This is a genomic window from Burkholderia sp. AU38729, from assembly GCF_020419725.1.
Lineage (GTDB): Bacteria > Pseudomonadota > Gammaproteobacteria > Burkholderiales > Burkholderiaceae > Burkholderia.
Window position 1 is genome coordinate 146,469 of the sequence record NZ_JAIZQO010000014.1, and the last position, 22,712, is coordinate 169,180.

General features: G+C 67.8%; 19 protein-coding genes and 1 other RNA gene. 9 read left to right on the forward strand and 11 right to left on the reverse strand.

Going from position 1 to position 22,712, the window contains the following annotated elements:
* Positions 1–154: 154 nt before the first annotated feature.
* From LGM56_RS31350 to ffs, 5 genes are all read right to left on the reverse strand, one after another.
* Positions 155–1,360, reverse strand: coding sequence for a CaiB/BaiF CoA transferase family protein (locus tag LGM56_RS31350; RefSeq protein ID WP_089425563.1), 1,206 nt, complete (start codon positions 1,358–1,360; stop codon positions 155–157).
* 136 nt (positions 1,361–1,496) lie between these two features.
* A complete protein-coding gene (recR, locus tag LGM56_RS31355; protein WP_006478665.1) occupies positions 1,497–2,093 on the reverse strand; it encodes a recombination mediator RecR in 597 nt (198 codons plus the stop codon).
* Positions 2,094–2,124: 31 nt separating this feature from the next.
* Positions 2,125–2,451 carry a YbaB/EbfC family nucleoid-associated protein gene (locus tag LGM56_RS31360; protein ID WP_006482124.1) on the reverse strand — a complete coding sequence of 109 codons (327 nt, stop codon included), beginning with the start codon at positions 2,449–2,451 and terminating at the stop codon, positions 2,125–2,127.
* A gap of 92 nt (positions 2,452–2,543) precedes the next feature.
* Positions 2,544–4,907 (reverse strand): DNA polymerase III subunit gamma/tau, encoded by a 2,364-nt coding sequence (locus LGM56_RS31365; protein ID WP_226207697.1) that lies wholly within the window; start codon positions 4,905–4,907, stop codon positions 2,544–2,546.
* Positions 4,908–5,035: 128 nt separating this feature from the next.
* Positions 5,036–5,134: signal recognition particle sRNA small type (ffs, locus tag LGM56_RS31370), an RNA gene on the reverse strand.
* Positions 5,135–5,537: 403 nt separating this feature from the next.
* Here ffs and trxA point away from each other — a divergent pair.
* The 8 genes from trxA to LGM56_RS31410 all read left to right on the forward strand — a co-directional run bounded on the left by trxA (position 5,538) and on the right by LGM56_RS31410 (position 14,138).
* Positions 5,538–5,864: a thioredoxin TrxA gene (trxA, locus tag LGM56_RS31375; RefSeq protein ID WP_006402348.1), complete on the forward strand. Its 327-nt coding sequence runs from the start codon at positions 5,538–5,540 to the stop codon at positions 5,862–5,864.
* A 193-nt stretch (positions 5,865–6,057) separates the two neighbouring features.
* A complete protein-coding gene (rho, locus tag LGM56_RS31380) occupies positions 6,058–7,320 on the forward strand; it encodes a transcription termination factor Rho (RefSeq protein WP_006478662.1) in 1,263 nt (420 codons plus the stop codon).
* A gap of 133 nt (positions 7,321–7,453) precedes the next feature.
* Positions 7,454–7,954 carry a MerR family transcriptional regulator gene (locus tag LGM56_RS31385; protein ID WP_226207698.1) on the forward strand — a complete coding sequence of 167 codons (501 nt, stop codon included), beginning with the start codon at positions 7,454–7,456 and terminating at the stop codon, positions 7,952–7,954.
* Positions 7,951–9,507, forward strand: coding sequence for an MFS transporter (locus LGM56_RS31390; protein WP_226207699.1), 1,557 nt, complete (start codon positions 7,951–7,953; stop codon positions 9,505–9,507). The genes LGM56_RS31385 and LGM56_RS31390 overlap by 4 nt, the downstream gene beginning before the upstream one ends.
* 38 nt (positions 9,508–9,545) lie before the next feature.
* Positions 9,546–10,379 (forward strand): zinc-dependent peptidase, encoded by an 834-nt coding sequence (locus LGM56_RS31395; protein WP_046545861.1) that lies wholly within the window; start codon positions 9,546–9,548, stop codon positions 10,377–10,379.
* 157 nt (positions 10,380–10,536) lie between these two features.
* Positions 10,537–10,797 (forward strand): type B 50S ribosomal protein L31, encoded by a 261-nt coding sequence (locus LGM56_RS31400; RefSeq protein WP_006753671.1) that lies wholly within the window; start codon positions 10,537–10,539, stop codon positions 10,795–10,797.
* Between the two features lie 144 nt (positions 10,798–10,941).
* Positions 10,942–12,774 (forward strand): ArnT family glycosyltransferase, encoded by a 1,833-nt coding sequence (locus tag LGM56_RS31405; protein ID WP_226207700.1) that lies wholly within the window; start codon positions 10,942–10,944, stop codon positions 12,772–12,774.
* Between the two features lie 2 nt (positions 12,775–12,776).
* Positions 12,777–14,138, forward strand: coding sequence for an MATE family efflux transporter (locus LGM56_RS31410; RefSeq protein ID WP_089473006.1), 1,362 nt, complete (start codon positions 12,777–12,779; stop codon positions 14,136–14,138).
* An 11-nt stretch (positions 14,139–14,149) separates the two neighbouring features.
* Here LGM56_RS31410 and lipA read toward each other — a convergent pair whose 3' ends face one another.
* The 6 genes from lipA to LGM56_RS31440 all read right to left on the reverse strand — a co-directional run bounded on the left by lipA (position 14,150) and on the right by LGM56_RS31440 (position 20,251).
* On the reverse strand, positions 14,150–15,115 hold the full coding sequence (lipA, locus tag LGM56_RS31415; protein WP_226207701.1) for a lipoyl synthase: 966 nt from the start codon (positions 15,113–15,115) through the stop codon (positions 14,150–14,152).
* 2 nt (positions 15,116–15,117) lie between these two features.
* Positions 15,118–16,233, reverse strand: a complete 1,116-nt coding sequence (locus LGM56_RS31420) for an acetoin dehydrogenase dihydrolipoyllysine-residue acetyltransferase subunit (protein ID WP_226207702.1) — start codon at positions 16,231–16,233, stop codon at positions 15,118–15,120.
* 4 nt (positions 16,234–16,237) lie between these two features.
* Positions 16,238–17,242: an alpha-ketoacid dehydrogenase subunit beta gene (locus tag LGM56_RS31425; RefSeq protein ID WP_226207703.1), complete on the reverse strand. Its 1,005-nt coding sequence runs from the start codon at positions 17,240–17,242 to the stop codon at positions 16,238–16,240.
* 54 nt (positions 17,243–17,296) lie between these two features.
* Positions 17,297–18,280 carry a thiamine pyrophosphate-dependent dehydrogenase E1 component subunit alpha gene (locus LGM56_RS31430; protein ID WP_089440245.1) on the reverse strand — a complete coding sequence of 328 codons (984 nt, stop codon included), beginning with the start codon at positions 18,278–18,280 and terminating at the stop codon, positions 17,297–17,299.
* Between the two features lie 77 nt (positions 18,281–18,357).
* Positions 18,358–19,134, reverse strand: coding sequence for an SDR family NAD(P)-dependent oxidoreductase (locus LGM56_RS31435; protein WP_089456336.1), 777 nt, complete (start codon positions 19,132–19,134; stop codon positions 18,358–18,360).
* Positions 19,135–19,192: 58 nt separating this feature from the next.
* On the reverse strand, positions 19,193–20,251 hold the full coding sequence (locus LGM56_RS31440; protein WP_226207704.1) for an ATP-NAD kinase family protein: 1,059 nt from the start codon (positions 20,249–20,251) through the stop codon (positions 19,193–19,195).
* Between the two features lie 529 nt (positions 20,252–20,780).
* Here LGM56_RS31440 and LGM56_RS31445 point away from each other — a divergent pair.
* Positions 20,781–22,697 carry a sigma-54-dependent Fis family transcriptional regulator gene (locus tag LGM56_RS31445; RefSeq protein WP_226207705.1) on the forward strand — a complete coding sequence of 639 codons (1,917 nt, stop codon included), beginning with the start codon at positions 20,781–20,783 and terminating at the stop codon, positions 22,695–22,697.
* Positions 22,698–22,712: the final 15 nt, after the last annotated feature.

A 22,712-nucleotide genomic window follows, 5' to 3' on the forward strand; every position in this document is an offset into this window, starting at 1 on the left:
GGCACCCGGACACGCTGCGCCGCCGCGTTGCGGCGCGGCGTTCCGCGTGCTCAGGAAAACGTCGCGCCGCCCCGGGTTTCCCCCCGCCAACGGAGCGCCCTGGCAGAATGCGCCGTTCCGGAAGCCCGGCGCGAAGCGACAGGCCCGAGGGTGGTCAAATCGCGCCCGCTTCGCGCAGTGCGGCAATCGCCGGCGCGTCGTAGCCGAGGCCGCGCAGCACCTCGTCCGTATGCTCGCCGAGCTCGGGCCCGAGCCAGCGCGTTTCGCCCGGCGTGTCGGACAGCTTCGGCGTGATGTTCGGCAACGGAATGTCGGTGCCGTCGGCCAGCTTGAAGCGCTGGATCATCTGCCGCGCGACGAACTGCGGATCGGTAAACATGTCGGCGGCGCTGTAGATGCGGCCGGCGGGCACGTCGGCCGCGTTGAGCACGACGAGAGCTTCTTCGATCGTGCGCGGCGCAAGCCACGCGGCAATCGCGTCGTCGATCTCCTGCGTGCGCGGCACGCGCCCGTCGTTTTGCGCGAGCGCAGGATCGTCCGCGAGGTCGTCGCGCTCGATCGCCTTCATCAGCCGCTTGAAGATCGGGTCGCTGTTGCCGCCGATCACGATGCTGCCGTCGCGGCACGCATACGTATTCGACGGCACGATGCCCGGCAGCGACGCGCCGGTGCGCTCGCGCACCATCCCGTACACGCCGTATTCGGGCACGACGCTTTCCATCATGTTGAAGACGGCTTCATACAGTGCAACGTCGACCACCTGCCCCGCCCCGCCGTTGACCTTGCGGTGATGCAGCGCCATCAGCGCGCCGATCACGCCGTGCAGCGCGGCGATCGAATCGCCGATCGAGATGCCGATGCGCGGCGGCGGCAGTTCGGGATAGCCGGTAATGTGACGCAGCCCGCCCATCGATTCGGCGATCGCGCCGAAGCCGGGCCGGTCGCGGTACGGGCCGGTCTGCCCGTAACCGGACAGGCGCACCATCACGAGGCCCGGGTTCTCGGCCGACAGCACGTCGTAGCCGAGCCCGAGCTTTTCGAGCAGGCCCGGGCGGAAATTCTCGATCACGATGTCGGCCTCGCGCGCGAGTTGCCGCGCGATCGCCTTGCCGGCGTCGGCCTTCAGGTTGAGCGTGACCGATTTCTTGTTGCGCGCCTGGACGGACCACCACAGCGACGTGCCGCCCTGCTCCGGATGGAGCTTGCGCCACTTGCGCAGCGGGTCGCCCCCGTTCGGATCCTCGATCTTGATCACTTCCGCGCCGAATTCGGCGAACAGCCGCGACGCGAACGGTCCCGCGATCAGCGTTCCGAATTCGAGCACTTTGACGCCCGCGAGCGGGCCCTGGCTGGTGCTCATGTGTCTCCTAGGGTCTGTTTACATATGGAACGTGCATGCGTTGCCACGAGAACGGCCGCTCGCGAGGCGCGCGACGCCGCGAATACCGACGTATCGCCAAGGAGCGCAACGCGGCGAGCGGCCGGCGGCGCCCGGCTTACATCGTGCGGCGGTCGAGCATTGCGCGGGCGATGGTGCCCGCGTCGACGTATTCGAGCTCCCCGCCCACCGGCACGCCGCGCGCGAGGCGCGTGACCGCGAGCCCGCGCGCCTTCAGCGTCTGGCCGAGGTAGTGCGCGGTGGCTTCGCCTTCGTTCGTGAAGTTGGTCGCGAGCACGACTTCCTTGACGACACCATCGGACGCGCGCCGCACGAGGCGGTCGAAATGGATTTCCTTCGGGCCGATCCCGTCGAGCGGGCTCAGCCGGCCCATCAGCACGAAATACAGCCCGCGGTAAGTCATCGTCTGCTCGAGCATGATCTGGTCGGCAGGCGTCTCGACGACGCACAGCAGCGTCGGATCACGCTCTTCGTCGCTGCAGACCTCGCAGATCTGCGCTTCGGTGAACGTGTTGCACTTCTCGCAGTGCTGCAGGTGCTCGGTCGCGAACAGCAGCGACCGGCCGAGCCGCTCCGCACCCTCCCGATCGTGCTGCATCAGGTGGACCGCCATGCGCTGGGCGGATTTCGGCCCGACGCCGGGCAGCACGCGTAACGCTTCGACGAGCGCGGACAGGGCGGACGGCTGTTTCATACGGCAGCAAAAAGTGACACGGACGCTACGCTCAGAACGGCAGCTTGAAGCCCGGGGGCAACGGCAGGCCCGACGTCATGCCGCTCATCTTTTCCTGCGACGTCGCTTCGGCCTTGCGCACGGCGTCGTTGAACGCAGCCGCGACGAGATCCTCAAGCATGTCCTTGTCGTCCGCGAGCAGGCTCGGGTCGATCGACACGCGACGCACTTCATTGCGGCACGTCATCGTCACCTTGACGAGGCCGGCGCCCGACTGCCCTTCGACTTCGATCAGCGCAAGCTGCTCCTGCATCTTCTTCATGTTTTCCTGCATTTGCTGCGCTTGCTTCATCAGTCCGGCGAGGTTGCCTTTCAACATGGGAATACTCCTTCTTGATCGTGTGAAAACCGGCACGCGGCGCGTGCCGGCCAATGTGTGGGCGTGATTGTGCCTGTCGCGGGGCGCTCAGTTCAATGCAGCGTCGGCGGCGGTCCGTCCGGCGCCGCGTCGGCGAGCGGGCGCACCGAACCCTCGACGATACGCGCACCGAAATCGCGCACGAGCTGCTGAACGAACGGATCGCCGTGAATCTCCTGCTCGGCCTCGCGCTGGCGTGCCGCGCGCGCGGCCGCATCGAGCGCCGCCGCCGTACGCCGTGCCGGCCCGACTTCGACGGCCACCTCGACCGGCTTGCCGAGCGCATCGGCCAGCGCGGCCTTCAGCTTCGCCACCTGCGCGGCGTCCGCATATTGCGGCACCGGCACGGAAAGTTTCAACGTGGTCGCATCGACCGCCGTCAGTTCACTGTTGAACGCGAGCTGGTAGGCGACGCCCTTGAGCGGCAGCTGTGCGGCCAGCGCCGGCCATTCGCCGTCGAAACCGACCGGATCGAGTGCGATCGCGGGCGGCAACGGACGCGTGTCGACCGGTGCGGACGGACGGGTTTCCGCCGGATTCGGCGTGACGCGCACGTCGTCGGGGCCGCTGTCGAACACCGGCACGAAGCCATCGTCGGGCGGGCCGCCGAACATTTCGTCGGCACTGAGCGGCACGTAGTCGTCGGGGGGAATGTCCTCCCACGGCGGCGACGCCTGGCGCGAATCGGCCGCCTGCGGCGCACGGGCCGCAGCGCGCGGCGTCGGCACCTGGACGGCGGCGGGACGCGGCACGGCCGGCTTCTCGGCGGCCGGCTGGGCTGCCGGTTTCACGGCGGCGGCGCCTGCGCGCCCGCGGTCGGACGACACGCGCATCCCCGCATTGCGCAACACGTCGAGCGCGGCGGCGGCGCCTCCGGAACGTGCCGCCGGACGCGCGGCAGGCTCAGGCGGCGCAGCACGCGGCATCGGGTCGACCGGCACAGCCGGCTCGTCACTTCGCTGCGCAACGGCAGCAGGCGGCTCGGGCTCCTTGCGGACAGGCGTCGGGTGATCGCCGGCCGGTTCCGCTTGCGGTGCTGCAGCCGTCTGCGGCTGCGGCGTTTCGATGACTGGCGCGTCAACCGGGGCCGGTGCGGCTGCTTCGACGGCAGCCGGTTTCACGGCCGGCCGGTCTGTTTCGCCGCCGGACTGCACCGGCGCCGCACGCACAACCGGTGCCGCGGGTGCTACCGGGGCAATAGCCTGCGGCCGCACTGCTTCGGCAGGTGCAGCCGATACCGGCTTCGCCGCAGCGGCCGATGCCGCCGCCACGCGCGAGCCCGGCACCGCACGCGGCGCGGACGGCTGGCCGACCGGCGCACTGCCGGCGGCAACCGCCGGCTCGAACGCAAGCATCCGCAGCAGCGTCATCGTGAAACCGGCGTACTCGTCCGGCGCCAGGCCGAGCTCGGCGCGACCGACCGTCGCGATCTGATAGAACAACTGGACCTGCTCGGGGCTCAGCGTCTCGGCGAAGCGACGCAGGTCGCCCGCTTCGGGCCATTCGTCGAGCACCGAGCCCGGCGCGAACTGCGCCCACGCGATGCGATGCAGCAGGCTCGCGAGATCCTGCAGCGCGGTCGAGAACGACAGGCTGCGCAGCGACATCTCGTCGGCAATCGCGAGAATTTCCGGGCCGCCGCCTGCGGCGAGCGCGTCGAGCAGACGCACCATGTAAGTCTGGTCGAGCGCGCCGAGCATGCCCGACACGGCCGACTCGGTCACCTCGTTCGCCGAATAGGCGATCGCCTGATCGGTGAGGGACAGCGCGTCGCGCATGCTGCCCTGCGCGGCGCGCGCGAGCAGGCGCAGCGCTTGCGGCTCGAACGTGATCTGCTCTTCGCCGAGGATCCGCTCGAGATGCGACACGATGTGCCCGGCCGGCATCTGCTTCAGGTTGAACTGCAGGCAGCGCGACAGCACGGTGACGGGGATTTTCTGCGGATCGGTGGTCGCGAGGATGAACTTGACGTGCGGCGGCGGCTCTTCGAGCGTCTTCAGCATCGCGTTGAACGCGTGATTCGTCAGCATGTGCACTTCGTCGATCATGTAGACCTTGAAGCGCGCATCGACGGGCGCGTACACCGCGCGCTCGAGCAGCGCGGCCATTTCGTCGACGCCGCGGTTACTTGCGGCATCCATCTCGACGTAATCGACGAAACGTCCTTCGTCGATCTCGCGACAGGCGCGACACACGCCGCACGGCTGCGACGTGACGCCGGTTTCACAATTGAGTGCCTTGGCGAAGATCCGCGACAGCGTCGTCTTGCCGACACCGCGGGTTCCGGTAAACAGATAGGCGTGATGGAGACGCCCGCCGTCGAGCGCGTGCGTAAGCGCCCTGACGACGTGCTCCTGGCCGACGAGCGAAGCGAAATCCTTCGGACGCCACTTGCGTGCGAGAACTTGATAGGTCATCGGGAAATTGTATCAGTAACGCTGCGTCGCGCCGACACGCGAAACGGTGCGGAAGACAGGCAAACGCGCAGGGAAACCGGAGTGGGGTGCAGAAATAAAAAACGCCCGGCGAACGGGGCGAGAGGGAAGGTGACGAGCCCAACCCTCGGCACTGGCGGAAAACGATTGTGGCTGCTTCGTTCCCGACCTGACCAGGTTCACCGCCCCACCATGCGAGGAGGCCCGTCACGGCATATTCTATCACCGCTTCCGGATGAATGCGACCGTTTGTTCGCACCAAAGCGAATATGACCGGACAAACCGACGCGCACCGGGCCACGAAGCTCACCCGACGCGAATGGCCCGCGCGCCCACCCCTTGTAATTTGCGAGCCGGCCTCCACCTGCTGGACACAACGGTCGAACGTCGCGTCGTACCCCTACTCGCGTAGCGACTACTATCGCCGCCCGCAGCAGATAGCAATTTAGGCTAATATGACGCCCGAACGACCCGCGAGCCGCGGCATGCAGCGCTTACACGCCTCCTTTCCGGAGAGTGGAGTGACCTGCCGCAGCGGCCGGCCGCCCACGGCAGCCGGTACGCCGCAACGCGCAAGCAGGCAGTCCCCGAACCGTAAGAGGTATTGACCCAATGAGCGAACAGATCAAACACATCAGCGACGCATCGTTCGAACAGGACGTCGTCAAATCCGACAAGCCCGTGCTCGTCGATTTCTGGGCCGAATGGTGCGGCCCGTGCAAAATGATCGCCCCGATCCTCGACGAAGTCGCGAAGGACTACGGCGACAAGCTGCAGATCGCGAAGATCAACGTCGACGACAACCAGGCGACGCCCGCGAAGTTCGGCGTGCGCGGCATCCCGACGCTGATCCTGTTCAAGAATGGCGCGGCCGCCGCGCAGAAGGTCGGCGCGCTGTCGAAGTCGCAGCTCACCGCATTCCTGGACAGCCACCTGTAATACAGGCCGTTCCGCGGACGTGTTGTCAGCCGGCAACACGTCCGTCGACAAGCCGCCGATCGCTCGCTCAAGCGCGAATCGGCCTATGCTAGAATTAAAAAACGTCTACAAGACGCATTTAAGTCTCTGAGCGCTTCCGCTCGCCCTCCTCCCTTTATTTCTTTCGTCGTCTCCTCCCTGGCGGGTTCTCCGTATGCATTTATCCGAGCTCAAGTCTCTGCACGTCTCCGAACTGATCGAAATGGCCAATGGCCTGGAGATCGAAAACGCGAACCGCCTGCGCAAGCAGGAGTTGATGTTCGCCATTCTCAAAAAGCGCGCCAAGACGGGTGAGACGATCTTCGGCGACGGTACGCTCGAAGTGCTGCCGGACGGCTTCGGCTTCCTGCGCTCGCCGGAAATGTCGTACCTCGCGAGCACCGACGACATCTACATCAGCCCGTCGCAGATCCGCCGCTTCAACCTGCACACCGGCGACACCATCGAAGGTGAAGTCCGCACGCCGAAGGACGGCGAGCGCTACTTCGCGCTGGTGAAGGTCGACAAAGTCAACGGGCAGCCGCCCGAGGCCTCGAAACACAAGATCATGTTCGAGAACCTCACGCCGCTGCACCCGAACAAGCCGCTGTCGCTCGAACGCGAAATGCGCGGCGAGGAAAACGTCACGGGCCGCATCATCGACATGATCGCGCCGATCGGCAAGGGCCAGCGCGGCCTGCTCGTCGCGTCGCCGAAGTCGGGCAAGACCGTGATGCTCCAGCACATCGCACACGCGATCAAGCAGAACCACCCGGACGTGATCCTGTTCGTGCTGCTGATCGACGAGCGCCCTGAAGAAGTGACCGAAATGCAGCGCTCGGTCGCCGGCGAAGTGATCGCATCGACGTTCGACGAACCGGCCACGCGCCACGTCCAGGTCGCCGAAATGGTGATCGAGAAGGCCAAGCGCCTCGTCGAAATGAAGCACGACGTCGTGATTCTGCTCGACTCGATCACGCGTCTCGCACGCGCATACAACACCGTGATCCCGGCATCGGGCAAAGTGCTGACGGGTGGTGTCGACGCGAACGCACTGCAACGTCCGAAGCGCTTCTTCGGCGCGGCGCGCAACATCGAGGAAGGCGGTTCGCTGACGATCATCGGCACCGCGCTGATCGAAACCGGCAGCCGCATGGACGACGTGATCTACGAAGAGTTCAAGGGCACCGGCAACATGGAAGTGCACCTCGAGCGCCGTCTCGCGGAAAAGCGCGTGTATCCGTCGATCAATCTGAACAAGTCTGGCACGCGTCGCGAAGAAATGCTGATCAAGCCCGAGATCCTTCAGAAGATCTGGGTGCTGCGCAAGTTCATCCACGACATGGACGAAGTCGAAGCGATGGAATTCCTGCTCGACAAGATCCGCCAGACGAAGAGCAACTCCGAGTTCTTCGACCTGATGCGCCGCGGCGGCTGATCACCGTCGCTCCGCGCCCCAAAAACGGCCGCCCGCGCATCTTGCCCGGCGGCCGTTTTTCGGCGCCAACCTGAACGTGAACGTACAGGTTGATCTATAATCGCGCCATCGCTCGAACCCCATCCTCCTCCCGATGCCGAATGACACCTCCACCCCGCTGCTGACCGTGAGCGATGCGGCGTCACGGCTCGGCGTCACGCCGCGCACGCTGAAGTATTACGAAGAGCGCGGGCTCGTCACGCCGTCGCGCAGCGAAGGCCGCTACCGCCTGTACGACGAGGCCGACCTCGAGCGCTTCGCACGCATCCTGCGGCTGCGCGCGCTCGGTTTTTCGCTGCACGGCATCACCGAGATGCTGAAGCGCCCGCTGGAAGAAACGGGCGACGGCCGGCGCCGCTATTCGGACGCGTCGCTGCGCGAGATCCGCGCCGGCCTCGCCGAGCAGGTCGACACGCTCGACCGGCGGATCGCGGCCGTCCAGCGCGAACTGAAGGAAGCCGTCGCGCTGCGCAAGGAACTGCAGCACGACATCGACTACGTCGAACGGCGTCTTGCCGGCGAAAACGCCGATGCGCTGATCGCGCAGCGGCAGGCCGAAGCCGGCACGCGGCGCGCGCGCAAGGCGCGCGAGTGAGCGCGATGCCCGGTCGCTCGCCACTGTGGAGCCGCGCGAACCTGCGTGCGGACCTGTTCCCGTGGGCGCTCGCACTCGTTACCGGCATCGACTACTTCGACAACGCAATCTTCTCGTTCTTCGCGAGCTACATCGCGGGCGGCATCAACGCATCGCCCGATGAACTCGTGTGGTCGTCGAGCGCCTACGCGGTCACCGCCGTGCTCGGCATCCTGCAGCAGCAATGGTGGGTCGACCGGCTCGGCCATCGCCGCTACGTCGCCGGCTGCATGCTGATGTTCTCGTTCGGCGCGATCGCGGCCGCGCTCGCCGACACGTCGCTCGAGCTCGCGTTCGCGCGCGGCTTTCAGGGTTATTTCATCGGCCCGATGATGGGCGCGTGCCGGATCCTGATCCAGATCAGTTTCAAGCCGCAGGAACGGCCGCCCGCAACGCGCGCGTTCCTGATCATGATCCTGCTCGGCAGCGCGCTCGCGCCGATCGTCGGCGGCCTGCTCGTCGCACATTCGACGTGGCGCGCGCTGTTTGCGTGCTCGGCGCCGGCCGGCATTGCGTTCGCGATCCTCGCGCTACTCACGCTGCCCGATTCGGGCCGGACACCCGACGACGAACGCGGCTCCGGACACTTCTGGCCGTATGTCGTGTTCGCGCTCGCGCAAGGTGCGCTGCAGATCGTGCTGCAGCAGGTGCATTACCAGCTCTATAGCGGCTCGCCGATGCTGATCCTGCTGACGATCGCAGGGATCGGCGCGCTTGCGTGGTTCGCGTATCACCAGTGGCATCATCCGACGCCGCTCGTGCGCCTGCACGCGTTCCGCGAGCGGACGTTCCAGGTCGGGCTGCTGCTCTATATGTTCTATTACTACGAGTCGACGGGCTTCAGTTACCTGACGTCGCGTTTTCTCGAAAGCGGGCTCGGCTATCCGGTCGAGAACGCCGGGCGACTGGTGGGCACGATGTCGCTGATTTCGGCCACCGCGCTGTTCGCGTACCTGCGTTACGCGAAATTCGTCACGCACAAGAAGTGGTTCGTCGTGCCGGGGTTCGCGATCGCGATCACGGCCGCGCTGTGGATGACGCGGATGACGCCGCAGGTCGGCGAAGCCGCGTTGATCGTCCCGCTGCTGCTGCGCGGGTTGCTGCTGCTCTTCATCGTGCTGCCGGTGGCCAACCTGACGTTCCGGATCTTCGCGATCGACGAATATACGCACGGCTACCGGTTGAAGAACATCGTGCGGCAACTGACGATCTCGTTCGCGACGTCGTCGGTGATCATCGTCGAACAGCACCGCGTGGCCGTGCACCAGACGCGGCTCGTCGAGCGTGCAAATGTGTTCGATCCGCTGTTCCAGCAGACCGTCGATGCGCTGACGCACAGCTATGCCGCTGCCGGCCATGCGCTGAGCGAGGCGCACGGCCTGGCGATCGCGTCGATCGCGCGCATGGTCGCCCAACAGGCGTCGTTCCTCGCGTCGCTCGACGGCTTTTACTTCCTGGCGGGCGTGGCGCTCGTCGGCGGCCTTTTTGCGGCATGGCAAAAAGAGATCGATTGAGTTAAAAGACAGGCTTTGGATTTCCGCGAGCCGCCTTCATGCTCTCGAAACTGACCCGCTGGTTCGACGACCGCCGCCGCGACCGCGCGCTGCGCAGCCACCCGATTCCCGACGCGCTGTGGCAGGACACCGTCGAGCGCCTGCCGTTCCTCGCGGCACTGCCTCCCGACGCGCTCGGCCGGCTGCGCGAACTGACGAGCCTGTTCGTCGCGAAGAAATCGTTCTCGACCGCGCACGGGCTCGAGTTGACCGACGCGATGATCGTCGCGATCGCCGCGCAGGCCTGCCTGCCCGTGCTGAATCTCGATCTGTCGCTGTATGACGGCTGGGTCGGCGTCGTCGTGTATCCGGGCGAATTCGTGATCCGCAAGACGGTGCAGGACGAGGACGGGGTCGTGCACGAAGTCGAGCAGGATGCGAGCGGCGAAGCCTGGGAAGGCGGCCCCGTGATCCTGTCCTGGGAAGACGCGCAGATGACGGACGGCCACGACGCGTACAACGTCGTGATCCACGAGTTCGCGCACAAGATCGACATGGTCAACGGCGCGGCCGATGGCTATCCGCCCCTATTTCGCCGCTGGCACGCGCCGCACCTCGATGCGCAGGCCTGGGCCGACGTGTTCGAGCACGCGTACGACCAGTTCTGCGCGCGCGTCGACGCGGTGCCGGACCGCGCGTGGGCGCGCTTCGAGCGGGATTCGCTGATCGATCCCTATGCCGCCGACCACCCGTCGGAATTCTTCGCGGTATGCAGCGAAGCGCTGTTCGTCCGGCCGAAAGCGTTCGAGTCCGAATTTCCGGAGTTGTACCGGCTGCTCGCGCGTTACTACCGGCAGGATCCGGCCGGCACCGGCGCACTCGACGCACCGTGAAAATTATTCGTCAACCATCTGATTTTCTGGCATAATCGCCGTTTTTCGACCTTAGGCAAGTGGCTCGCGCCGGGCTTGGCGTCCTCCGGTTTGCGCAATATGCGCGTTCCGGCACGGCAAGCGGCGGGTTGGCTACCGCTCTCACCAAGGAAAGACCATGAAAGAAGGCATCCACCCGAACTACCGCGAAGTCGTCTTCCAAGACATGTCGAACGGCTTCAAGTTCATCACGCGCTCGACGATCCAGACGCGCGAAAACATCGAACTCGACGGCAAGACCTACCCGCTCGCCAAGATCGAAGTGTCGTCGGAATCGCACTCGTTCTACACGGGTCAGCAAAAGATCATGGACACGGCAGGCCGTGTCGAGAAGTTCAAGAACAAGTTCGGCGTTCGCGCCAGCGGCAAGGCGAAGTAAGCTTCGCACTGCATCCGGTGGTTGCATTGCACCGGTACCGCACAAAAGGGCAGCCCAGGCTGCCCTTTTTTGTCTCTGCTCGCCCGGCAGGCGCCAGCCGGCGCCCGGGCATCGACCTGACGCGCAACAGCGGGCGCGTCTACAATGCCGGATGCTCGAAACCGGCTCGACCGCGCGCATCCGCGCCGGCCACCCGCCCATAACAAATCGCTCATCTGCATGAAGCCTGTCGTCCGTCTCACCGCCTCCGCCACGCGCGCGCTGCCGCGCTGGCTGCTGCTCACGCTCTGCTTCGTCTACGCCGCGTTCGGCCTGTTCGGCCGCGACCCGTGGAAGAACGAGGACGCGGCAGGCTTTGGCGTAATGTGGACGATGGCCAAGGGCGGCTGGCACGACTGGCTGCTGCCGAACGTGGTCGGCAAGTTCATCACGACCGACGGCCCGCTCGGCTACTGGCTCGGCGCGCTGTCGATCCGCGGCCTCGGCCCGTGGGTCGACGCAAGCAACGCGTCGCGCGTCGATACCGGCGTGCTGTTTTGCGTCGCGTGCGCATTCGTCTGGTATGCCGCCTACCTGCTCGGCCGGCGTGCCGAGGTCCAGCCGTTCAAGTACGCATTCGGCGGCGAGCCCGAGCCGCGCGACTACGGCCGCACGCTCGCCGACGGCGCGCTGCTGGTGCTCGTCGCCTGCTTCGGTCTCGCGGAGCGCGGGCACGAAACGACGCCGCAGCTTGCGCAGTTCGCGTGGATCGCGATGCTCGTCTACGGGATCGTGCGCGGCATCGACAAGCCGATGCAGGGCGCGCTGTGGTGGGGCCTCGCGATGGGCCTCGTCGCGCTGTCCGGCAATCCGGTGCTGGTGGTCGCGCTGCTCGCCGGCACGGCCGTGCTGTGGCTCGTCACGCCCGAGATGCGCAACCTGCGCCTGCCGCTGGTCGGCGTGCCGCTCGCGGCCGCGATCTTCGCGCTGTGGCCGCTGGCCGCGTTCGTCGCGGCGCCCGACGATGCCGCATGGTTCTTCAACCAGTGGATTCACGGCAGCCTGATGCGCTTTTCGGGCCCGCCGACCGCGGTGCTCGGCTATGCGGCGAAGAACCTGCCGCTGTTCACCTGGCCCGCGTGGCCACTCGCGATCTGGGCATGGTGGAGCTGGGCCGGTATGCGCCGCCGTGCGCACGTCGCGATTCCGCTGTCGGTCGCGGTGCCGCTCGTCGCGCTCGTGATCCTGCAGAGCCAGCAGTCGAACCGCATGTACATGCTGCTGCTGCCGCCGCTCGCGGTGCTCGCGACGTTCGCGCTGCCGACCCTCAAGCGCGGCGCAATCAATGCGATCGACTGGTTCGCGGTGCTGAGCTTCACGATCCTCGGCACCTTCGTGTGGCTCGTGTGGCTCGCCTCGATCACGGGCTTCCCGCATCCGCTCGCGCGCAACCTCGCCCGCCTCGTGCCCGGCTACGAGCCGCACTTCAAGATCCTGTCGTTCATCTGCGCGGTGATCGCCACCGTATGCTGGTGCTTCCTGGTGCGCTGGCGCATCTCGCGGCAGCCGAAAGTGCTGTGGCGCAGCGTCGTGCTGTCGGGTGCGGGCACCACGCTGATGTGGGTGCTGCTGATGACGCTGTGGCTGCCGATCGTCAACTACGGCCGGACCTATCGCGACGTCGCGCAGCAGATCGCGGTGCACCTGCCGTCCGACTACGAGTGCATCTCGCCGGTGCGGCTCGGTGACGCGCAGATCGCGACCTTCGCGTATTTCGGCAACATGCGCTTCGATTTCTCCGGCGACTGCGACGTGATCCTGCGCCAGGACCGCTCGGACTTCGGCGAGCCGAGCTCGATGTCGCAATACGTGTGGCGTCTCGTGTGGGAAGGCCGCCGCGCCGCCGACCGTGACGAGCGGTTCCGCCTGTACGAGCGCATCGAACGGCCGAAGACGCCCGTCAAGCGGCGTCCGCCGCGCCGCCAGCCGGCCGATTGACGATGTTCGGCGACATCCGCCGGATCGTCGGTCTCGCGTGGCCGGTGCTCGTCGGCCAGCTCGCGATCATCGCGTTCGGCGTGATCGACACCGCGATGGTCGGGCGCTACTCGGCCGTCGATCTCGCCGCGCTCGGGCTCGGTTCGTCGATCTACATTTCGATCTATATCGGCCTGACGGGCATCCTGTCCGCACTGCAGCCGATCACCGGGCAGCTGTACGGCGCGCGCCGCTATGCCGAGATCGGCGAGGAAGTGCGCCAAGCACTGTGGCTCGCGCTGCTGCTCGCGGTGCCGGGCTTTCTCCTGCTGCATTTTCCCGAACCGCTGCTGCGTGTCGCGCACACGCCTGCCGCGCTGCACGACCGCACCGTCGACTATCTGCGCATCCTGTCGTACGGGCTGCCCGCCAGCCTCGTCTTCCGCATCTACAACGCGCTGACCAACGCGGCCGGCAAGCCGCGCCTCGCGATGATCCTGCAGATCGGCGCGCTGCTGCTCAAGTTTCCGCTCAACGTGTGGTTCATCTTCGGCGGGTTCGGCGTGCCGGCCCTCGGCGGCCCCGGCTGCGGGCTCGCCAGCACGCTGATCAACTGGGCGCTCGCGCTGATCGGCTACACGCTGCTCGCGAAGCTCGACGTGTTCGCGCCGCTCGCGATCTTCTCGCGCTTCTGCTGGCCGGTCTGGGAACGCCAGAAGGCGATCCTGAAACTCGGCGTGCCGATGGGCCTGTCGTACCTGATCGAGGTCACGTCGTACACGTGCATGGCACTGTTCATCGCGCAGTTCGGCACGACGACGCTCGCCGGCCATCAGATCGCCGGCAACATCGGCGCGGTGCTGTACATGACGCCGCTGTCGATCGGCGTAGCGGCGTCGACGCTGGTCGCGCGCGCGCTCGGCGCCGGGCGGCCCGAGGAAGCCCGGCTGCTCGGCCGGCACAGCGTGATCTTCGCGTGCGGCATTGCCGCGACCTACGGCCTGCTCGTGTTCGTGCTGCGCCCGCTGATCATCGGTGGCTATACGCCGAACCCGGCCGTCGCCGCGGCCGCGATGCCGCTCGTCGCGATCGTCGCGTGCTACCACGTCTTCGATGCGCTGCAGGTCACGTCGGCGTTCGTGCTGCGCGCCTACAAGGTCGCGGTCGTGCCGACCGTGATCTATGCGGTCGCGCTGTGGGGCGTCGGGCTCAGCGGCGGCTACGCGCTCGGTTTCGACGTGGGCGGCATCGCGCCCGCATGGCTGACCGGCGCGCGCGGCTTCTGGTTCGCGAACACGATCAGCCTGATGCTCGCGGGCGCCGGGCTCGTGCTGTACCTGCGGCGCGTCAGTCGTGCGCATGCCGCCGCTTCCACGTCCGCCTGACGCGCCGCCCGTTACGTCTCCTCCAGCACGTCGGCCGCGTGATACGACGACCGCACCAGCGGGCCGGCGACGACTTCCCTGAAACCGAGCAACAGCGCCTCGTCGCGCCACGCGGCGAATGCGTCCGGGCTCACGTAGCGCCGCACGGGCAGATGGTGCGCGGACGGCGCGAGATACTGGCCGAGCGTCAGCACGTCGACGTCATGCGCACGCAGGTCGCGCAGCGTGTCGCGCACTTCGTCGTCGCACTCGCCGAGCCCGAGCATCAACCCCGATTTCGTCACCAGCTCAGGCCGTGCCCGCTTCGCCCGCGCGAGCAGTTCGAGCGAGCCGCGATAGTCGGCGCCCGGCCGCGCCGTGCGATACAGCGACGGCACCGTCTCGATGTTGTGGTTGAACACGTCGGGCCAGGCCGTCGACAGCGCATCGAGCGCGCGGGCCACGCGACCGCGGAAGTCCGGTGTCAGCACTTCGACGCCGATGCCCGGCACGCTCGCGCGCACCGCCGCGATGCAGGCGGCGAAATGCGCGGCGCCGCCGTCGCGCAGGTCGTCACGATCGACCGACGTGATCACGACGTAGCGCAGCCCGAGCGCCGCGGCCGCGTCGGCTAGCCGCGCGGGCTCGTCGGCATCGAGCGGTTCGGGACGGCCGTGCGCGACGTCGCAGAACGGGCAGCGCCGCGTGCACAGGCCGCCCATGATCATGAAGGTCGCCGTGCGCTGCGCGAAGCATTCGCCGATGTTCGGGCACATCGCCTCCTCGCAGACGGAATGCAGCCGATGATCGCGCAGCACGGCCGCCATGTCGGCGACCGCCGCGCTCATCATCGGCCGCGCGCGCAGCCACGGCGGCTTCGGCAACGCCGCACCGGCCGCGGGCTCGACGCGCACCGGAATGCGCGCGAGCTTGTCACGGCTTCTCGCGCCCGGCTGGCCGAGCGCCGTGAGGCTGGGTCGTTCGAGCGCGGCGGCCATCGTCAGTCTCCGAGAAACGCGACGATCAGGCGGTTCACGTCGGCGGCCGCCTCCATCTGCACCATGTGCCCGCTGCCGGCGATCACCTCGGCACGCACGCCGTCAGGCAAGCCCTGCGCGTGCTGCGCGGGGATCACCTGGTCGCGCTCGCCCCAGATCACGAGCGTGCGCGGCGCAAGCGTCGCGAGCCGGTCGCGGAACACGCGCCGCTGCGCGGCACCGTCGAACGCGGCATGCGCGATCTTCTCCAGCGCGGCCTGCACGCCTTCGAGCCGCTTGTACTTGACGAGATCCTCGACGAGCTGCCGCGTGACCAGCGCGTTGTCCGCGAACAGCGCGCCAAGGTGCGGCTTCAGCGTGTTGCGGCTGTTGCCGGCGACGAAGCCGTCGATGTAAGCACGGTTGATGTCGGTGCCGAGCCCCGCGCTCGCGATCAGCGTCAACGACGCGACCCGTTGCGGCGCGCGCTCGGCCGCCGCCATCGCCACCGCGCCGCCCATCGAATGGCCGATCAGGTGGGCCTGGTCGATGCCCTTCGCATCGAGCAGCGCGAGTACCGCGTCGGCCAGTTCATCGAGGCTGCCCGTCTCGACCGCCTTGCCCGACTCGCCGTGACCGGGCAGGTCGAGCGCCCACACCGGCCGGTGCGCGGCGAGATCCGCGTGATTGAACAGCCAGTTGTTGAGATCGCCGCCGAAGCCGTGGATCAGCACGGCGGGTGTGCCGCTGCCTTCGCCGAGCTTCAGGAAACGCACCGTCCGGCCGCCGATCTGCGCCTTCTCGGGCTGCGGGCCCGCGACTTCGTCGGACGCCGCGCTCGGCACGAAATCGCGCTGGAATTCGGCGATCGCCGCGTCGATGTCGGCATCGCTCGCGTCGGCGGCCGCGACGACGCCGAGCAGCGCGCCGACCGGCAGCGTCTCGCCTTCCTGCGCGACCTGCCGGCGCAGCGTGCCGTCGAACGCGCATTCGACGCCCGACGAGATCTTGTCGGTCTCGACGTCGAGCACTTCGTCGCCCTTCGTCACGCGTTCGCCGAGCGCCTTCAGCCAGCCGTTGACCTGCCCCTGCTCCATCGACAGCCCCCACTTGGGCATCGTGATCATGTGAATCGACATCGTGTCAGCTCCTCGTTTTCAGGACCGCCTGCGCAATCGCATCGGCGGACGGGATATACAGGTCTTCCAGCACGCTCGCGAACGGCGCGGGCGTATGCGGCGCGGTCACGAGCTCGATCGGCGCCTTCAGCGCATGGAACGCACGCTGCGCGACGAGTGCGGCAATATCGGTCGCGATCGAGCAGCGCGGATTCGCTTCGTCGACGACCACCAGGCTCCCGGTGCGCTCCGCGCTTTCGAGGATCGTGTCCTCGTCGAGCGGCGACGTCGTGCGCAGGTCGATCACGTCGACCTGGATCCCGTCCTTCGCGAGTTTCGCGGCCGCGTCCATCGCGAGATGCACCATCCGGCCGTACGTGACGATCGTCGCGTCGTCGCCGTCGCGCATCACGTTCGCTTCGCCGAACGGAATCGCATAGGACTCCTCCGGCACGTCGCCTTCACGGGTATAGAGCAGCTTGTGTTCGAGGAAGATCACGGGATCGTTGTCGCGGATCGCCTGGATCAGCAGCCCCTTCGCGTCGTACGGCGTCGACGGGCACACGACCTTCAGCCCCGGAATGTGCGTGAACAGCGACGTCAGCATCTGCGAATGCTGCGCGGCTGCGCGCAAGCCGGCACCGTACATCGCGCGGATCACGACCGGCGTCACGGCCTTGCCGCCGAACATGTAGCGGAACTTGGCGGCCTGGTTGAAGATCTGGTCGAAGCACACGCCCATGAAATCGATGAACATCAGCTCCGCGACGGGCCGCATCCCGCACGCGGCGGCGCCGACCGCCGCGCCGATGTAGCCGCCCTCCGACAGCGGCGTATCGAGCACGCGGCCCGGAAACTTGTGGAACAGCCCCTTCGTCACGCCGAGCACGCCGCCCCACGCGTCGTCCTCGCCCGGCGCGCCCGCGCCGCCCGCATTGTCCTCGCCCATCACGATCACGCTGTCGTCGCGCGCCATTTCCTGCGCGAGCGCCTCGTTGATCGCCTGCGAATAAGTGATTTTCCTTGCCATGTCTGTCTCCTGGAATGTTCGGTTCGCCGTGTCGGCCGTGGTATCAGGCCGCGCTCACGGGTACGACACGTAGACGTCGGTCAGCAGGTCGGCGGCGTCGGGTACCGGCGCGGCCTTGGCCTGCGCGACCGCATCGTCGATCAGCGCCTTCACCTGCGCATCGACCGCGCGCAGGTCGGCGGTCGTCAGCGCTTCGGCCCGCACGACGCGCGTTTCGAAATGCTTCAGGCAGTCCTTCTCGTCACGCAGCTTCTGCACCTCGCCGGGTGCACGATAGGTTTGCGCATCGCCTTCGAAGTGGCCGAAATAGCGTGTGAATTTCACCTCGACGAGCGTCGGGCCGCCGCCGTTGCGCGCGCGCTCGACGGCTTCGCCGAGCGCTTCATGTACCGCGAAGAAGTCGAAGCCGTCGACGATCACGCCCGGCATCCCGAACCCGTTCGCGCGATCGGCGATGTTGTCGGTCGCGACCGACCAGCTCGACGACGTCGCTTCCGCATAGCCGTTGTTCTCGGCCACGAAGATTGCGGGCAGCCGCCACACCGACGCGAGGTTCATCGATTCGAAGATCACGCCCTGGTTCGATGCGCCGTCGCCGAAGAAGCACACGCCGACGCCGCCGGTCTTCCTGTGCTTCGCCGCGAGCGCCGCGCCGCAGACGAGCGGGCCGCCCGCGCCGACGATCCCGTTCGCGCCGAGCATCCCCATCGACAGGTCGGCGATGTGCATCGAACCGCCCTTGCCGTGGCAGACGCCCGTCTTCTTGCCGTAGATCTCGGCCATCATCCCGTGTACGTCGACGCCCTTCGCGATGCAATGGCCGTGGCCGCGGTGCGTGGTCGCGACGTAGTCGTCGAGACCGAGGTGCAGTATCGTGCCGACCGCGGACGCCTCCTCGCCCGCATACAGGTGAACGAAGCCGGGGATCTCGCCGGTCGCGAATTCGACGTGCAGGCGCTCCTCGAATTCGCGGATCGTGCGCATCAGCCGGTAGGCGTCCAGCAGCTTGTCCCTGCTGAGCTGTGTCGAAGCGGTCATGTGTGTCTCCTGAGTAGGTCTGACTGCGAATGCCGCCGCAGCCGGGCCGCGGCGACGGATTGCACGGCCGGCGGCCGTCAGTGGAACGTGAAGCCGCCGTCGACGTTCACGGCCTGGCCCGTCACGTTGTCCATCGTCGCGAAGAACAGCGCGAGCCGGCCCATGTCCTCCGGCGTCTGCGCACGGCCCTGCGGAATCAGCGTCAACTGGTGCCGCTGCCACGATTCCTCGACCGATTCACCGTCGGTCTTCCATTCGTCGGACAGCCGGTCCCACATGTACGTCCGCACGATGCCGGGGCAGATCGCGTTGACGGTCACGCCGTCGCGCGCGACCTCCTTCGCGAGCGCGTTCGTGAAGCCGACGACCGCGAATTTCGATGCGCTGTAATGCGCGAGATTCGGAAAGCCCTCCTTGCCGGCGATCGACGCGACGTTGATGATCCGGCCGCGGCCCTGCGCCTTCAGCGGCGCGAGCGCCGCCCGGCAGCCGAGGAACGTGCCCTTCGCGTTCACGTCCATCACGAAATCCCAGTCGCGCTCGGTCAGTTCGCCGACCGGATGAATGCTGATCACGCCCGCGCAGTTCACGAGGATGTCGAGCCGGCCGAGGTCGGCGAGCGCCTGCGCAACCATCGCGTCGACCTGCGCGGCCTGCGTGACGTCGACCTTCGCAACGGCCGCCCGGCGGCCGAGCGCGCGTACTTCGCGCGCGGTGGCGTCGAGTGCGTCGTCGAGCAGGTCGGCCAGCAGGATGTCGGCACCCGCGCCGGCAAGCGTCAGCGCAATGCCGCGGCCGATGCCGCGCGCGCCGCCCGTGACGATGGCGACCTGTCCTTCGAGTGGGGCTGTCATGGCGATGTCTCCTTGATGATCGTTATGGATGTCGAAATGTCACTCGGTAAAACATTGCTCAATAGCGCCACTCGCCGGCATCGCGCAGCAGCTGGCGTGACGACGCGTAGCGCAGCGTGCGCCCGACGTCGACCGTCAACGGCCCGCGCCAGTCGAGCGAGATCTCGTAGCGATCGCCGCGCGCGACCTCGATCTCGCGCTCGCCGTCGAACGCGAGCGTGCCGTGCTCGAACGGAATCGTCTGCCATGCACCCGGCTCGAGCCGCTCGCAGCTGCGCATCACGACGCGATCCACGCGGCCCGGTGCAATCGGCGCGACGAGCGGCGTGCCGGCGGTCTTGCCTTCGGCCGCGAAGCGCATCGCGAGCCCGTGCGGCGCGCTGCGCTCGAGCGGCGCCCACGCGCCGCCGAGCGCGGACAGGCCGATCCCGTCCGGTTCCGCAAACGTCAGGTACAGCGAATCGATGTCGTCGGACCCCGAGATCGCGCGGGCGCCGATGAAGCGCTGCCGCGCGGCGCACACGTCGACGAGTGCGATCTCCTCGCGCCCCGGCTGCGCGCCCGCCACGCAGCGCACGACGAGCCGCTTGTTGCGCGTGAACGCGACTTCGGCCGGCACAGCGCCAGTCGCGGCGAGTCCTGCCGCGACGCCGGCGACGGTGGCTTCGCGATGTTCGGGAAATGCGTTGTTGGTGCCGGTGGACAGCGCGACGAGCGGCGTCGCGCCGCAATGTGCGGCAACCGCACGATGGGTGCCGTCGCCGCCGAGCACGACGATCAGCGCGACTTCCATCCGGTGCAGGTACGCGGCGCCGGCCTGGGTATCGGCGACGGTGTCGGTGATCGGCAGGTCGACGAATTCGACCTCGGGCCAGCGCTCGTGCGGCGCGACCGCACGGTGCGTGTCGATCGCACGCAGCAGCAGCGTCGCGATGCCGGTCCGGTCGCGCAGCGTCAGCACGCGTTCGACGCCCATCGCGCCGAGGCCGGCCAGCAGGCGCACGATCATGTTCGCCTTCTCCGCCGTCGGAAACACGGAGGCATGCGTCGTGAGGCGGCGGATGTCGCGCCCCGATGCGGGGTTCGCGATCACGCCGACGGTAACGGGCGTCGTCACGGGTTCGTCTCCATCCAGTTGGCCTGTCGCGACGCGTGGGCGTGCCGCGGCTCTGCCTGTCTCGTCCGCTGCCATCGCCGGGCGGCGGATCGTCGTCGACGCGACCGCGCCGACTTGCCCGTGATCTCTGCAAGCGGCGTGCCACCCTACGTGCGATGAACGTGAAACCCTTGTGAATGCTGACGCGACTGGGATGCCCGTGATCCGGAATCGCTGCTGGAAGGACGGCGCGCGCGGCCATTCGGCCCGCTCGTCTCACGGCGTCGATACGACGAAACGGTCACCGCGACGCCGGTGCAAGCGCACCGCCCTGCCCGCAAACCCCGCCATGTCGCGGCGCCGCGCAGGCCGCGTCATGCCGGACGATCTCCGCCTGTCGCACACCAACGCGTCTCAACGACACGAGACAGCCCGCGATACCGTGAGACGAACGTCTCAGGCTCGCCGCGTGCTGCGATGCAATGTGATCCGTCGAACGGGATGTGCTACAAGAACATCGCATCCCCGCCGTACGGAACCGGAGCCGACCATGCCCTACGCCGTCCCCCAGGCCCAGCACGCCGACCGCGTGCTCGGCGCGCTCGCCGGACGCCTGCCCGCGCCGGCCGACTCCACGCGCCTCGTGTCGTCGTGGCAGCGGTCGCTGGAGCGTTACAGTCTCGACCCCGCTTCGTCGATCGGCCCGCGCGTGCTGACCGCGGCCGAGCTGCGCGAAGTACGCGACAAGGAGGAGGCCTTCCTGCGCGCGTCGGGCCAGTGCCTGACGCGGCTGCACGACATGATTCGCGTCGCCGACTACTGCGTGATGCTGACCGACGCGCACGGCGTGACGATCGACTACCGGATCGACCGCGAGCGCCGCAATGACTTCCGCCACGCGGGGCTGCACATCGGCTCGTGCTGGTCGGAAAGCGAGGAAGGCACCTGCGGCGTCGCGAACGTGCTGACCGATCTCGCGCCGATCACCGTGCACAAGACCGATCACTTTCGCGCGGCGTTCACGACGCTCACCTGCAGCGCGGCGCCGATCTTCTCGCCGGGCGGCGAGCTGATCGGCGTGCTCGACGCGTCGGCCGTTCATTCGCCCGACGGCCGCGACAGCCAGCGTCTCGTCTATCAGCTCGTGCGGCAGAGCGCGGCGCTGATCGAGGACGGCTACTTCGTGCACAGCACCACGCAGCACTGGATCCTGTTCGGGCATCCAAATCGTCACTACGTCGAAGCGCAACCCGAGTGGCTGATCGCGTTCGACGAATGCGGCAACATCGTCGCCGCCAACCGGCAGGCGCGCGACGCGCTGCCGGCGCTGCGCGAACCGCGCCATATCGACGAGATCTTCGATGCGACCGAGATGCCGCTGCGCGATGCCGCGCGGCTCGATGCGATCGTCGCGCTGCGGCTGCGCGCGACCGGCGCGCCGCTCTATGCGCGGCTGCGTGCGCCGCTACGGCGCACCGGCCGCGAGCCCGGCACGGCCTCGCGCCGCCCGGGAAGCGCGCAACGCCACGTCGGCGCACTGACGCCGTTTCTGCACAGCAGCGACGCGCATATCGCGCAGCAGGCCGAACTCGCGCTGCGTGTCGCAAGCAAGCGGCTGCCGATTCTCGTGCTCGGCGAAACCGGTGCGGGGAAGGAAGTATTCGCGCGCGCGATCCACGATGCCGGCGCGCGGCGTGCGCGGCCGTTCGTCGCGGTCAACTGCGGCGCGCTGCCGGAAGCGCTGATCGAGAGCGAACTGTTCGGCTATGCAGCCGGCGCGTTCACCGGCGCACGCAAGCATGGCGCACGCGGCAAGATCGCGCTCGCCGACGGCGGCACGCTGTTCCTCGATGAAATCGGCGACATGCCGCTCGCGCTGCAGACGCGCCTGTTGCGCGTGCTCGCTGACGGCGAAGTCGTGCCGCTCGGCAGCGATACGCCCGTCCGCGTCGATCTCGACGTGATTTGCGCGACGCACCGCGATCTCGCGCGGATGGTGGCCGAGGGCACGTTCCGCGAGGACCTGTACTACCGGCTGAGCGGCGCGACGTTCGAACTGCCGCCGCTGCGCGAGCGTGCCGACGTGCGCGACGTGATCGCCGCCGTGTTCGCCGAGGAAGCGCAGGCCACCGGCCACGTGCTGACGCTCGATGCGACGCTCGCCGAACAGCTCGCCGCGTATCCGTGGCCCGGCAACGCGCGGCAATTGCGCAACGTGCTGCGCTATGCGTGCGCGGTGTGCGACGCCGCGCGCGTGACGCGGCGAGATCTGCCGGCCGAGATCGCCGCGCAACTCGGCGGCGTCGTACCCGGCACGCTGCCCGACGACGAACGCGGCCGCATCGTCGCGGCGCTCACCGCGCATCGCTGGCGGCCCGACGCGGCCGCGCAGGCGCTCGGCATCTCGCGCGCGACGCTGTACCGACGCATCGCGAAGCACCGGATCGTCGCGCCGCACCGCGCGTGACGCGCCGGCGCGCGC

Excerpts from the sequence above, each read along its gene's own strand:
- LGM56_RS31350 (WP_089425563.1), bottom strand. The coding sequence starts at position 1,360 with ATGAGCACCAGCCAGGGCCCGCTCGCGGGCGTCAAAGTGCTCGAATTC.
- recR (WP_006478665.1), bottom strand. The coding sequence starts at position 2,093 with ATGAAACAGCCGTCCGCCCTGTCCGCGCTCGTCGAAGCGTTACGCGTG.
- LGM56_RS31360 (WP_006482124.1), bottom strand. The coding sequence starts at position 2,451 with ATGTTGAAAGGCAACCTCGCCGGACTGATGAAGCAAGCGCAGCAAATG.
- LGM56_RS31365 (WP_226207697.1), bottom strand. The coding sequence starts at position 4,907 with ATGACCTATCAAGTTCTCGCACGCAAGTGGCGTCCGAAGGATTTCGCT.
- trxA (WP_006402348.1), top strand. The coding sequence starts at position 5,538 with ATGAGCGAACAGATCAAACACATCAGCGACGCATCGTTCGAACAGGAC.
- rho (WP_006478662.1), top strand. The coding sequence starts at position 6,058 with ATGCATTTATCCGAGCTCAAGTCTCTGCACGTCTCCGAACTGATCGAA.
- LGM56_RS31385 (WP_226207698.1), top strand. The coding sequence starts at position 7,454 with ATGCCGAATGACACCTCCACCCCGCTGCTGACCGTGAGCGATGCGGCG.
- LGM56_RS31395 (WP_046545861.1), top strand. The coding sequence starts at position 9,546 with ATGCTCTCGAAACTGACCCGCTGGTTCGACGACCGCCGCCGCGACCGC.
- LGM56_RS31400 (WP_006753671.1), top strand. The coding sequence starts at position 10,537 with ATGAAAGAAGGCATCCACCCGAACTACCGCGAAGTCGTCTTCCAAGAC.
- LGM56_RS31405 (WP_226207700.1), top strand. The coding sequence starts at position 10,942 with ATGCCGGATGCTCGAAACCGGCTCGACCGCGCGCATCCGCGCCGGCCA.
- LGM56_RS31410 (WP_089473006.1), top strand. The coding sequence starts at position 12,777 with ATGTTCGGCGACATCCGCCGGATCGTCGGTCTCGCGTGGCCGGTGCTC.
- lipA (WP_226207701.1), bottom strand. The coding sequence starts at position 15,115 with ATGGCCGCCGCGCTCGAACGACCCAGCCTCACGGCGCTCGGCCAGCCG.
- LGM56_RS31420 (WP_226207702.1), bottom strand. The coding sequence starts at position 16,233 with ATGTCGATTCACATGATCACGATGCCCAAGTGGGGGCTGTCGATGGAG.
- LGM56_RS31425 (WP_226207703.1), bottom strand. The coding sequence starts at position 17,242 with ATGGCAAGGAAAATCACTTATTCGCAGGCGATCAACGAGGCGCTCGCG.
- LGM56_RS31430 (WP_089440245.1), bottom strand. The coding sequence starts at position 18,280 with ATGACCGCTTCGACACAGCTCAGCAGGGACAAGCTGCTGGACGCCTAC.
- LGM56_RS31435 (WP_089456336.1), bottom strand. The coding sequence starts at position 19,134 with ATGACAGCCCCACTCGAAGGACAGGTCGCCATCGTCACGGGCGGCGCG.
- LGM56_RS31445 (WP_226207705.1), top strand. The coding sequence starts at position 20,781 with ATGCCCTACGCCGTCCCCCAGGCCCAGCACGCCGACCGCGTGCTCGGC.